Raw genomic sequence first — 12,553 nt, forward strand, 5'->3', positions numbered from 1 at the left:
CTCCTCGGCCGTCGGGGTGGGCAGGGCTCATCGGTCGACCACGTTCATGGCCATGGCGCCGGAGGCCGAGCAGTAGGGCCGCACCCACACCGGGCGGGCCGGGTGGACCACGGCGTACGGCGAGGGCTCGTCGCCGACGAGCGGTACGGACGGGTGGACGTAGGCGGCCTTGACGTCGGCGAAGTCCTCCAGCAGGTGGCAGACGCGCACCTTGCGACGGTCGAACGGGTCGGGCTGCAGCCACCAGTCCCAGTCCTCCCAGCGCTCCAGGCGGTGGTCGACGACATGGCGCAGCGGCGCCTCGGCGCGGAACGCCTGCCGGCCGAGGACCTCGACGGGCACGGAGAAGGTCCGCGTGTGGCGGCCGCGGCGGCTGACGATGAACAGCGCGCCGGGCTCGATCCGGCGTCCGCCGGTGAGGACGCCCCGCAGGGTGATCGCGCCGTCGGCGGCCTCGACCCGGGTGCACTCGGCGTGCTCCTCGCGCAGCACGGTGCGCAGCATCAGGCGGCCGTTGGGCTGGGCGTAGGGCAGGTTCCAGCCGACCGGGCCGGCCGGGGGGCGGGCGATGGTGCGGGCGCGGGCGTCGATGAGGGCGCGGGTGTCGCGGACGCCGGCCTTCATGTGGACGGGCGAGGACTTGGCGGCGCTCATCGTCACCTGCCAGCGTCCGTCGCCGAGTTCGTCGAGGGTGGACGGGGTCAGTACGGCGGTGTAGCGGGTGCCGCCGTTCTCGAGGTCCTTGCGCGAGGTGCGCAGCGGCAGGTCGGGAAGGCGGTCGCCGTCGGCCGGCTTGTGGCGCAGCACGAACTGCCAGCGGCGGCGGCCCTCGCCGGGCCCGTCGGCGCAAAGGCGCAGCCAGCCCGCGTCGTCGGCGGTGACGTCGACGGTGGCCGCGCCGAGCGAGACGGGGGGCACCGTGAGGTGCCGGGTGCCCGTGCGGCGGGTGGCCGCCGGGGCCCGGTAGCCGCGCTCGGTGGCGGCGCGGCGGCGGGCGGCGTCCTCGAACAGCTCGACGTAGCGGTCGGCGACGGCGGCGGGGTCGTAGCGGGTGGCGTTGCGCAGGGCGGCGGCGCCCATGGCGCGGCGCAGGGGTTCGTCGGCCATCAGGCGGCGCAGGCCGTGGGCGATGCCGTCGACGTCGCCGTTGGGCACCAGGAAGCCGTCCTCGCCGTCCCGCAGGATCTCGCGCGGGCCGACGGGGCAGTCGGTGGAGACCACGGGCAGTCCGCAGCGCATCGCCTCGACCAGTGTCATGCCGAAGGACTCCGCGCTCGACGTGACGGCCGCGATGGACCCCTTGGCCCACTCGGACTCGATGGGTGAGAAGCCGCCCATCAGCAACGCCCGTCCGGCCAGGCCGAGTTCGGAGATCAGGGCGCGCAGCTTGCCTGCCTCGCCGCCGTCGCCGTAGATCCGCAGCTGCCAGTCGGGGAACTCCTCGGCCAGCGAGCCGAAGGCCCGGACGAGGAGGTCGTAGCGCTTGACGTGGTGCATGCGGCCGGCGCTGACGACGACCTTGCGCGAGCAGTCGGAGGGCTCGACGGACGGCCGGGGCACGCTGTTCGGGATGCCCGTCACGGGGACGCCCGCGACGGGCGTGTTCTCCGTGAAGGAGCGGGCGTCGGCCTCGGTGACCGTGGTGATCGCGTCCAGCCGCGGGTAGACCCGGGCCATCTCGGCGCGCACGGCCGGCGGGATGGCCAGGTGGGTCATGTGCTCCTGGGCGACGCGCAGGGCGCCGTCCCGGGTGTGCGCGGCGACGAAGAGGTTGAGGCTGGGCCGGGTGCCGACGACGACGTCGGCGGTGGTCTTCTGCAGTTCGCGGATGATGCGGCCGTCGGTGAACCTGCTGTACTGCGCGGAGAACTCCTCCTGGCGCGGCACGACGTCGCTGGGTTCGCCGCTGCCTGCCGCGGTGCGGTCGGCGGAGCCGGGGCGCAGGTCGACGAGGGCGCGCACACCGACGCGCGGGGAGATCCCGAACTTCGGTGCGGCGGCCCGCCGGAACACCGAGACGATCTCCACCTCGTGGTGGACGGAGAGGGCCTCGGCGAGGTTGATGACCGTGCGGTTGGTGCCGCCGATGCCGTAGATGTTGTTGATCAGGAAGGAGATCCTCACCGGACCTCACGCTCCTTCCGCTCGTCCTTTCGCTCGAAGGGGGACGGCACGGGGTAGTAGGACTTCAGGAACCTGCTGAGCATCGCCGTCTGGCGGTCCACGTCGTGGCCGTCGGAGAGCGTGTCGTTGATGCAGAACGCCTGCCGGTCGCGCCGGGCCAGCAGGATGCCGAGGCGGCGCTGGATCTCGGGCTTGGCGAGGTCGAGGTAGGCGAAGGCGATGTTCGAGGGCACGGCCCGGCCGGTGAAGTAGGCGTAGTAGTGGTACAGCGACGACGGGATGGAGATGTCGCCGGCGCTGCGGAACCGGCTGCGGGAGGTGCGCCGGTGCTCCTCGGCGAACTCGCGCTCGATCTCCGCGAGCACGCTGCGCCGCAGCGCGTAGGGCGCGTGCCGCAGCTTCTGCACGATGGCGGTGCCGAAGTGGTCCTGCAGCAGTCGCCGGTTGTTCTTGCCGGCCGCGTCGACCGGACGGTCCACGGGGGTCGGGGCCCACCGGGGCACCTGGGAGGGGGAGAAGAAGGTGCGGGTCATGCCGTTGGAGAGGAAGAAGTCCTGGGGCGTGACCGGGCTGCCGAGGAACATGTCGTCGTTGAAGTACAGGAAGTGCTCGGACAGGCCCTTGATGTGGTGCAGGCGGCTCTCGATGGCGTGCGAGTTGAAGGTGGGCAGCGCTGCCGGGTCGTCGAAGATCTCCGAGTGGTCGACGACCGTGAGGCGCGGGTGGCCGTCGTTGAGCCAGGTGGGGCGCTGACGGTCCGTCACCACGAAGACATGGCGTACCCATGGGGCGTTCTGCTCCAACGCGCGCAGGGAGTAGCGCAGTTCGTCGCGGCTGATGTAGCGGGCGGCGTTCGCGGACTCGGAGTGGTAGCCGCCCTCGCCGAAGGCGCCGCGGCGCCGCTGCCACTCGGGGTCGCTGCCGTCGACCCAGGTGTAGACGACGTCGACGGGGAAACGGACGTCCTCGGGCAGCGGGTCGGCGCAGGGCCGGATGGTGCGCACCGAGCGGGTGCGGCGGGTGTGCAGGGCGGCGAAGCCGGTGAGCCGGCTGACGGGGACGGTGACACGTGGCTCGTCGAGGGCGACGTCCTCGGTGACCCGGTTGGGGCGCGGCGCGAGCAGGCGTCCGTCCTCGGGCCGCCAGAACTCGATGTCGCAGCCGTGCTCCAGGCCGAGGACCAGCGAGGCGGCCGGGTCGCTCCACACCATGCCGACCCGCAGGACGGCGGACTGCCGGGCCAGCCGCCGCCCGGGACGGGAACCGGCCGGCACGGTGCGGCCCTGTGCCGCCTCGCCCCGGCAGGCCCGCAGATAGACCGGGCCGCGCTCGGCGCATCGCTGGAGCACCCGGCCGACGAGTTCGCGGTCGGCCTCGGCGACGGCCAGGCAGGAGCGGAAGTCGGAGGTGCCGCGCACCGCGAAGTAGTCGACGCCCGCCTCTTCCAGGGCCGTGACGACGAGTTCGAGGTTGGCCTCGCGCAGACCGAGCGGTGACACCGTCGGCCGTACCAGCGCGACCCGCGCGCCGTGCCCGGCGAGGGCGACCAGGCGCTCGCCCGCGCCGGACAGGTGCGGCCAGCGGCGCCTGGCCCGGGCGCCGCGGATCACCCGGGCGCCCAGGTTCACGGTGTGCAGCCGGCGCAGCAGCTGCTTGAGCAGCATGCGCAGCCGGAGGGGAACCCGGCGTGCGATACGGCGTCTGAGGCCGGCGGGAACCAGGGTGCGGTACACGCCGACCGCTGCTGAGGCCTCTGGATTGCCCATACTCACGGCTGGTTGTCCGCCTCGTCTGCGTCAGTGGTCCGACCGCCCTCGAAGATGCTCGGGACGGGGTAGTACCGGTGCAGCCACGCCACCGCGGCCCGGGTGCCGCCGCGGGCGCGGGCCTCGTCGGTGCCGAGGCCGAACAGCTGGATCTGCTGGGTGTCCCGGCGCACCAGGAGCCGCTCCAGGTGGGTGGCGACACCGGGCAGCGCCGCGTGCAGCGCCACCCAGGCCTCGCCGGAGGGATCGGCCAGGCCCGTGGTGTGCCCGAAGTGGTGGGCCACGCCGTCCAGGGGGTGGGTGCCGGGTACGGCGGGCAGCAGCTGCGGGTCGTCGAACGGCAGCGGCGCCGCCCCGGCCCCGGCCAGCCGGGCCAGTGTCTCGGCGCGGTACGGCTGCGGGCCGTGCGCGTAGCCGTGCGCGGCCACCCGGCTGGTCGCCGCGTAGGCGGCGCGGGTCCACGGGGCGAAGGACTCCCGGGCGTTCCAGGTGCCGCGCCGGGGGCGGGTCGTGCCGCTCGGGGTGAAGTAGTCGAAGGGGCGCACCGGCCGGCCGAGCAGGGCGCCGGGCCGCAGCAGCAGGAAGTGCTCGGCGACGTCGGGCAGCCGGTGCAGATGCCACTCGGATCCGGGCCGGGCGCGGACCACGGTGAGCCGGTCGTCCGGTGTGAGCCAGGCCGGCGGCTCGGCCTCGGCGACCACGTGGACGACGTCCACCCAGGGCGCGTACTGGTGCACGGAGCGCAGCGCGGCGCGCAGCAGTTCCTCGCCCCAGGCGGTGGCGTGCCGCCACAGCAGCACGGCGTCGACGGGGAAGGTGATCTCCTCCAGCCGCGGGACGTCGAAGGTCTCCAGCGTGATCGTCGGCTCCAGGTCGCCGTCGATGTCGCAGTAGCCGGACAGCCGCTCCAGGCCGATCTCGATGCCCTGCGCGTCGCTGGGCACCGCGCGCTGGACGCGGTTGGGGCGCGGCCCGATCAGCCGCTCGCCGGCCAGGTCCGTGTTGGCCGTCCAGAACTCGATCTCGATGCCCTGGTCCTCGCCCACCCAGAGGTTCTCGGTGGGTTCGGTGCGCAGCCAGGTGAGCCGGACGACCTTCGCCTTGCCGTAGTGCTTCCACGCCTTGACGTGACTGCCCGGGGTCTGCCGGGTGTCGTTCTGGGCGGGCGAGACGGAGACGACGTATCCCGTGTGCTCCTCCAGCAACGCGCGTAGCACCCGGCGGACGGCACCCTTGTCCTTGTGGTCGACGGCCAGGCAGATACGGCGGTCGTCGAGTGCGGGCACCGCGAACCAGGGGATCTCGGCCGCGTCCAGGGCCTGGGTGACCAGGTCGTGGTCGAGGCGGCGGGCCAGATCGGCGGTGAGGCCGGTGTGCACATGCCCGACCCTGCCGTCGGGTGTCCGGGTCCGGCGCTCGGAGCCGCCGAGCCCGGCCCTGCGCACCTGGCGCAGGGCACGGCGGTGCAGCCGGGCCTCGCGGCGGCTGAGGGTGCGGGCGAGGCGCCGCTTGACCTTGCGCCGTACCCCCACGGGGAGGGTGGTCGCGGCGGCGGAACGGACGGGCTGGGGGACGAGGCGTTTGTAGACGTTGACCGCGGAGCTCATGGACGTCGGGTCCGGCACGTCATGAACTCCGTTTCATCGTTCGTACGGGCTTGGGGTGGGGAAGTACGCGTTGAGGAAGCCGTCCAGGAGTTCCTGCTGGGCCTCGATGTCCTCCGGTGTGGAGAAGGCGTCGTTGAGGCAGAAGGTGTCCTGGTCGCGGCCGTCGAGCAGTCGTTGCAGGCGGTCCGCCAGGTCCGGCACGGCCAGCTGGAGGTAGGTGAAGGGCATCGAGCCCGGTTGCGCCCGGCCGGTCAGCGCCGCGTAGTACAGCGCGAAGGACGAGGTCGGCGACAGGTCGGTCATGGCGCGGAAGCGGCTGGCGGCGGTGCGCGCCCAGGCCTCGGGGAAGTCCCGTTCGGCCTCCTCCATCGCCGAGCGGCGCAGGGCGTACGGGATGTGCTCCATGGGCTGGGTGATCACTCTGCCGAAACGTTTCATCAATAGGGTCCGGTTGTTCTTGCACGCGGCGTCGACCGGGGTGTCGGTCTCCACCACCGGCCCCTGCGGTATGCGGTTGCGCGAGGGGAAGTAGCGGGCGGTGCCGCTGGGCGTGAAGAAGGCGTGCGGGGCCACCGGGCGGCCGACGAACATGTCGTCGTTGAAGTACAGGAAGTGCTCCGCCAGGCCCTCGACGCGATGCAGCTGCGACTCGATGGCGTGCGAGTTGAACACCGGCAGCACGGACCGGTCACGGAAGATCTCCCGGTGCGTGGCGATGCGCAGTCCCGGCACGTCCTCACGCAGCCAGGCCGGCACCTGGTCGTCGGTGACGACATAGACGTTGCGGATCCACGGCGCGAACAGGTGCAGCGAGCGCACCGAGTAGCGCAGCTCGTCGCGGCTGATGAAGCGGGCGTCGCTCGCCGACTCGGCGTGGTAGACCTCGCCCTTGGCCTGCGCCTTGCGGCGCTGCCAGGCCGGGTCGTTGCCGTCGACCCAGGTGTAGACGGCGTCGACCGGGAAGGCGATGTCGTCCGCGCAGTTCACCAGGAACTCGGGCCGGGTGGCCAGGGCCGGCGCCAGGTGCCGCGGGGTCCAGTCCGATACGAACCGACTGAACAGTCTGGCGGCGCCGAGCACGTTCGGGGCGTCGGCCACGACGGCCCAGGTGGCCCGGTTGGCGCGCGGCGCGAGGAGGTAGGAGCCGTCGCGCTGCCAGAACTCGATCGCGCAGCCGTACTCGTGCCCGAGCAGCAGATGGCGCTCCGGGTCGGTGCGGTACCAGCTGATCCGCAGGATCCGGGCGGCGGCGACCTCGCGCCAGGCCTTCGGGTCGCGGGTGGAGACGGGCCGGGCCGGCCGGGGCGCGTCCGGATCGATCACGCTGAGGTGCCCCGGGTACTGGCCGAGTCCGCGGAAGACCACGCTCAGCACCCGCTCGCGGTCCTCCTCGGCGACGCCGACGACCGTGCCGTGGTCATCGGTGCCGCGGACGGCGAAGTGGGCGACGCCGGCCGAGTCCAGCAGTGCGGTCAGGGCCGAACGGTTGGCCTCGCGGGCCGAGAGCGGGGTCAGTCCAGGTTCGACGTAGACGTCGCCGTGTTCCGCGGTGACCGTGGTGGGTCCCGCCTGGGCGGTGGACCGCCGTACGGCGCCGTACCCCGCCTCCCCCGCCGTGCCCGCCGACCGCCGCAGAGCCTGATCGAATACGGCCGTCACGCCGCTCGCCCCCCACGGGCCGACGCACGCACCAGCACAGCCACCCCTCCCCCTCTTCTCACCCGGCAGGGCCGAGGTGAGTACCAGGTGGCCGCTCGCCCTCGTGCCCCCCGGCTCGATGTGCGACCACGTAAGGCGATGGCAAAAAGCCGCCGCCGGTTCATACCGAATATTTAACCTTCACAGGACCGGCACATCATCAGCAAGCGCTCACACTGCTGTCAAGAACAGACAGAAATGACAGAAAACACATACAACCCTTGCGTCTCAATGAACGTCTGATGACCGGTGGGCGACTGCCCATCGCCGCAGACTGGCTCGGTCTCTCCCCCACACATGCCCTGAGCCACTGGTCGAGGAGAGAGGACCGACGCACATGACGCACGCCCTGACGGAGACGGGCCCGGAGGGATCACGGCGCGCGCCGTCGGGCCGCCGGGGCAGGACGCCGAGGAAGCGCCGCCGCGTCTGGCGCTGGATCGCGCTGAGCCTGGTCCTGCTCCTGGTGGCCGCCGGAGGTGTCGGCTACTGGCTGTACAGCGATCTGAACGGCAACATCAAGGGCGTCGACCTGGACAAGGCGATCGGCGACGACCGGCCCGAGAAGCTGCCCACGTCGGGGCAGAACCTGCTGGTGCTCGGCTCCGACTCGCGCGCGGGCGCCAACGGGAAGCTGAGCGGGGACACGGCGGCCGGGGCCCGCTCCGACACCGCGCTGGTGATCCACATACCCGAGGGCCGCCGCCAGGCCGTCGCCGTGAGCATCCCGCGCGACACCCTGGTGACGCGGCCCGCGTGCAGGGCCAAGGACGGCTCGTCGCTGCCGTCGGCGAAGCGCGTGATGTTCAACTCGGTGTACTCGCTGGCCGGCCCGGCGTGCGTGGTCAAGACCGTGGAGCGGATGTCCGGCGTCCGCATGGACCACTTCGTCGAGATCGACTTCGCCGGCTTCAAGGGACTGGTCGACGCCATCGGCGGGGTGACCGTCACGGTCGACCGGGACATCCACGACCACAACAGCGGTCTGAACATCACGGCCGGTACGCACAAGCTCGACGGCACCCAGTCGCTGCAGTTCGTCCGCACCCGGCACGGCGTCGGCGACGGCAGCGACCTGGGGCGCATAGGCCTGCAGCAGCAGTTCCTGATCGATCTGCTGAGCGAGATCAAGAAGCAGGACCTCCTCGGCAGCCCGACGAAGTCCTTCCGGATCGCCGACAAGCTCACCCGGTCCCTCACCACCGACTCGGGTCTGGCGTCCCTCACCAAGCTCGCCGAGTTCGGCCGCAGCATGAACGGCATAGACCCCTCCACGATGGAGACGATCATGCTTCCGGTGCGGTACGACACCCAGGACCCCAACCGTGTGGTCGCCGCCCAGCCCCAGGCCGGGCAGTTGTGGCAGGCCCTGCGCAAGGACGAGGAGATCCCGGCCTCCGCGAAGAAGTCACCGGCCACGGGCGGCTCGACGAAGACGGGAGCCTCGACCTCCTGAGGCCGGGCCTCCTGAGGGCCGGCCGCCTGGGGGCCGTCCGGTGATCCGGACGGGGCGCCTCGTCAGAGGCGGACGGACGGTGACAGGTCCAGGCCGGGGCCGTCCGACCGGCGGGCGACGTGGAGGTCTCCGTCCGGCGTGACCACGGCGAGGACGACCCGGCCGTGGGCGTCCTGGGCGAGCGCCGGGGCGCCGACGCCGTGCTCGCCCGTCGGCGACCACCACAGGCCGCCCTGTTCGTTCTCGGTGCCGCACACGGCGAGCATGACCTGGCCGTCCATGTCGCGGTGGGCGAGCACCGTGCAGTCGTAGCCGTCGAGTGCCGCCCGCAGCGTCGCGACGGGGCTGCCTGCCGGGGCACCGCCCAACGGGATCAGCCAGCCGCCCGGGCGGTGGGCGACGAGTCCGCCGGTGTCCCGGTCCGCCCAGTAGAACGTCGACCGGTCCGGGGCGGTCTCCAGCGCCGCCGCCGTACCGGGGGTCACCCGCAGCGCGATGTTCGGCTCCTGCCGGAAGTCGCCGTCGGGCTCCGCCTGCCGCCACCACATGGCGTCCCGCTCGCCGCCGGCCAGCACCTCGATCCGCCCGGAGCCGTGGGTGACCACCGCGAGCCCGTCCTGCACCCCGCTGCCCTTGAGATCGGCCCAGGGCTCCCACTTGCCGGTCGGCGCCTCCCGCCGCAGCATCAGCCCGCGGCCCGCGTTGCGCACGAGGACGTGCACGCGGCCCGAGGCACTCACGGCGCCGACCGGGACGCCGAAGCGGGCGGCCTTCTCCCGGTCCTGGTGCGGGTTGCCCAGCGACCGCCACTCGGTGACCGGACGTCCGCTCTGGTACTGGATGGCGTGCACGATGTCGACGGCGGCGGGCCCGTCACCCTTGCGCCGCTCGCGCCGGCCCAGGAAGTGGACGTAGGTGTCCGGGCCCTGGACCACCGACAGATGCGTCAGGTCCGGCACCGGGAAGAACTCCGGCCCGCTCCACCGCGGGCCGCCCGGGCGGGTCTCGGTCCAGCGCAGCAGCCCGCCGCGGGCACGGGCGTACGCGGTGAGCCTGCCGTCCTTGCCGAGCAGCAGCCAGCGGCCGTCCAGTGTCGCCTCGGCCGCGTGCCGCTCGCTGCGCCCGTGCTCGTGCACGACGACGTTGTCGGCGCCTCTGCGTCGGGCGGCGCCGCGCCCGGATCCGGTCCGCATGACGTGGCCCGCCCCTTCCCTGACGCCCGGCGCGGCCGACGTGCCGAACCCCGGACAGCTGCTGCACGGGGAGGCCGAGCGCGCCCATCATAAGTCGAACACTTGACGAACACAGTGTGACGACGGCGTGCCCACCTGGGCCGGAGGCGACTGCGACGCCCCTACTCCCCCGTCAGACCTCTCGCCACGCCTCCAGGGCCAGCCCCGGTTCGGCCTTGCGGTGGGTGAGGAGGAGTCGGCCGGTCGAGGGGGACGATGTGGCCGCCACGACCCGGTCGTCGTCGTCCACCGCGAGGGAGACCCCGGCGTCCGCCGGAAGGGCGGGGCCGGACTCGGTCCACCAGGCGCCGGCCGACTCCTGCTCGGTCGGGTAGGCGGCGAAGGCGACCCGGCCGCTCGCCGAGCGCTGGGCGAGCAACGTGCAGTCGTAGCCGTCGAGTTCGCAGCGGACGGCGGAGACCGGACCGGGTCCGGCGGAGGGCAGCAGGACGACCGGTTTGGCGCCGGGCCGCCAGGCGCACAGGTCGCCCGACTCGTCGGTGTAGAAGAGGGTGGCGCTCTCGGCGGAGGTGGCGAGCGCGTACAGGGTGCCCGCGCGGACCGGCGCCTCGATCGCCTCCTGCAGGACCGGCTGCGCGCCGGGCTCCTCCTGACGCCAGTGCAGGATGCCGCCGGACACGGCCGCGAAGAGCTCCACGCGCCCCGACTCCCCCGTCACCGCCGCCAACTCGTCCTGCACGTCACGCCCCTTGAGGTCCCGCCAGGGATCCCAGCCGCCCTTCTCCTTCTGCGCGATCATGCTCACCCCGCCGCCCCGGTTGCGGACGAAGACATGGGCGCGGCCCTCGGCGTCGACCGCGACGGCGGGCATGCCGGTCAGCGGCCCCTTCTTGTCGGGATGCCCGATCGGGTTCCAGTCCAGGGCGGCGAGCCGGGGCCGGAAGTGGGTGGAGTGCACGAGCCCGCACTCACCCGCCGTCGTGGGCCGCCAGGAGACGAGGTGCGCGTAGGAGTCGCCGCCCTGACCGATGGCCAGGGACGGCCGCAGCTTCTGTTCGCCGCCGACCTTGCGCACGGGCGTCCAGGTGCCGCCGGGGGCCCGTTCCGCCCGGCACAGGACGGCGTCGTCCGTCGGAAGGTAGACACTGAGCCGGCCGTCACGGCCGCGCAGGAGCCAGTCGCCGTTCACCAGTTCACTTTAAGCGGGCCGGTACAACGACCCGCGATCGGGCCCCGCATGGCACGTGGCGCCGACAGGCACGTCCGGGCACAAAGGGGGCAGGCTGTACCTCGGCAACCGCAACGACAGACGTGAGAAGGAAGCCGACCTCATGACCGACCAGCTCACCGTGAGCGTCCTCGGCACGGGCATCATGGGCGCCGCCATGGCCCGCAACCTCGCCCGCGCCGGACACACCGTCCGCGCCTGGAACCGCACCCGCGCGAAGGCCGAGCCGCTCGCCGCCGACGGCGCGCACATCGCCGACACGCCCGCCGAGGCCGTACAGGGCGCCGATGTCGTCCTCACCATGCTGTACGACGGCCCGGCCGCCCTGGACGTGATGCGCGAGGCGGCCCCCGCGCTGCGCTCCGGCGCCGCCTGGGTGCAGTCGACCACCGCCGGCATCGACGCGATCGGCGAACTGGCCGCCTTCGCCGCCGAGCACGGGCTGGTCTTCTACGACGCCCCGGTGCTCGGCACGCGTCAGCCCGCCGAGGCCGGACAGCTGACGGTGCTGGCCGCCGGTCCGGCCGGGGGACGCGCGGCCGTCGAGCCGGTGTTCGACGCGGTCGGCGCCCGCACCCTGTGGACCGGCGAGGACGGCGCGGCCGGCAGCGCCACACGGCTGAAGCTGGTCGCCAACAGCTGGGTGCTCGCCGCCACCGCGGCGACCGGCGAGGTTCTCGCCCTGGCGCAGGCGCTCGACGTCGACCCGGCGCAGTTCTTCGGCCTCATCGCGGGCGGCCCGCTGGACATGGGCTATCTGAAGGCGAAGGCGGGGATGATCCTGGAGAACCGCCTCTCCCCCGCCCAGTTCGCGGTGACCACGGCCGCGAAGGACGCCCGCCTCATCGTGGCGGCCGGCCGGGACAACGGGGTCCGCCTGGACGTGGCCGCCGCCAGCGCCGAGCGGCTGGAACGGGCGGCCGCGCAGGGACACGGCGACGAGGACATGGCCGCCGCGTACTTCGCCAGCTTCGAGGAGAAGCCGGCGGACTGAGCGGGCCCTTTCCGCGACTGTGCGAACCTGGCCGCATGAGTGACAGCGACCCCCTGCTCGTGATCGTCGACGCCGCGAACGTCGTCGGGTCGGTGCCCGACGGGTGGTGGCGGGACCGGCGGGGGGCCGCCGAACGGCTGCGGGACCGGCTGGCGGCGGACGGGGTCCCCGGGCACGCCGGGCCGGTGGAGATCGTGCTGGTCGTGGAGGGGGCGGCCCGGGGGGTGGAGTCCGTGCCCGGCGTCCGGGTGGAGGCGGCTCCGGGGAGCGGGGACGACCGTATGGTGGAACTGGTGGCGGCACGGAGCGGCCGCGCCGTCCTGGTGGTGACCGCGGACCGGGAACTGCGGCGACGGGTGCGGGAGTTGGGCGCCGAGGTGACCGGACCGCGCGCGGTGCGTGGCTGACTCGCGCCCCCGCAAGGAGGTGACCGGCCCCCGTATGAGGTCCTCCGGCCCGAGCCGACCCGACAAAGTGGGCATAAGCT

The 12,553-nt window shown here is 73.1% G+C and carries 9 protein-coding genes; 3 read left to right on the top strand and 6 right to left on the bottom strand.

Annotated elements, in window-relative coordinates; genetic code table 11:
• Positions 1 to 27: 27 nt before the first annotated feature.
• Genes ACQF4J_RS13050 through ACQF4J_RS13065 form a run of 4 tightly spaced genes read right to left on the bottom strand, consistent with a single transcriptional unit; the run spans position 28 to position 7,156 of the window.
• A complete protein-coding gene (locus ACQF4J_RS13050; protein WP_427165672.1) occupies positions 28 to 2,124 on the bottom strand; it encodes a glycosyltransferase family 4 protein in 2,097 nt (698 codons plus the stop codon).
• Positions 2,121 to 3,896, bottom strand: a complete 1,776-nt coding sequence (locus tag ACQF4J_RS13055; protein ID WP_351799438.1) for a stealth family protein — start codon at positions 3,894 to 3,896, stop codon at positions 2,121 to 2,123. The genes ACQF4J_RS13050 and ACQF4J_RS13055 overlap by 4 nt, the downstream gene beginning before the upstream one ends.
• Positions 3,893 to 5,515, bottom strand: a complete 1,623-nt coding sequence (locus ACQF4J_RS13060) for a sugar phosphotransferase (protein WP_351563015.1) — start codon at positions 5,513 to 5,515, stop codon at positions 3,893 to 3,895. Before ACQF4J_RS13060 ends, ACQF4J_RS13055 begins: the two co-directional genes overlap by 4 nt.
• 15 nt (positions 5,516 to 5,530) lie before the next feature.
• Positions 5,531 to 7,156, bottom strand: a complete 1,626-nt coding sequence (locus ACQF4J_RS13065) for a stealth family protein (RefSeq protein WP_427165673.1) — start codon at positions 7,154 to 7,156, stop codon at positions 5,531 to 5,533.
• A 376-nt stretch (positions 7,157 to 7,532) separates the two neighbouring features.
• Here ACQF4J_RS13065 and ACQF4J_RS13070 point away from each other — a divergent pair, with 376 nt between their 5' ends.
• Positions 7,533 to 8,651, top strand: coding sequence for an LCP family protein (locus tag ACQF4J_RS13070; RefSeq protein ID WP_427165674.1), 1,119 nt, complete (start codon positions 7,533 to 7,535; stop codon positions 8,649 to 8,651).
• 62 nt (positions 8,652 to 8,713) lie between these two features.
• On the opposite strand, the gene ACQF4J_RS13075 is transcribed toward ACQF4J_RS13070, so the two are convergent.
• Entirely contained in the window at positions 8,714 to 9,844 is a 1,131-nt protein-coding gene (locus tag ACQF4J_RS13075) for a hypothetical protein (RefSeq protein ID WP_427165675.1), read from the bottom strand.
• A 172-nt stretch (positions 9,845 to 10,016) separates the two neighbouring features.
• Positions 10,017 to 11,033, bottom strand: a complete 1,017-nt coding sequence (locus ACQF4J_RS13080) for a hypothetical protein (RefSeq protein ID WP_351563007.1) — start codon at positions 11,031 to 11,033, stop codon at positions 10,017 to 10,019.
• Between the two features lie 142 nt (positions 11,034 to 11,175).
• Between ACQF4J_RS13080 and ACQF4J_RS13085 the strand changes: the two genes are divergently transcribed.
• Complete coding sequence (locus ACQF4J_RS13085) at positions 11,176 to 12,066, top strand: NAD(P)-dependent oxidoreductase (protein ID WP_427165676.1); 891 nt, start codon at positions 11,176 to 11,178, stop codon at positions 12,064 to 12,066.
• A gap of 35 nt (positions 12,067 to 12,101) precedes the next feature.
• The gene (locus tag ACQF4J_RS13090) at positions 12,102 to 12,473 is read left to right on the top strand and encodes an NTP pyrophosphohydrolase (RefSeq protein ID WP_351563003.1); all 372 of its coding nucleotides are present in this window, start codon (positions 12,102 to 12,104) and stop codon (positions 12,471 to 12,473) included.
• Positions 12,474 to 12,553: the final 80 nt, after the last annotated feature.

Source organism: Streptomyces sp. C1-1 (assembly GCF_050214755.1).
In the GTDB taxonomy this organism is placed as follows: Bacteria; Actinomycetota; Actinomycetes; order Streptomycetales; family Streptomycetaceae; genus Streptomyces.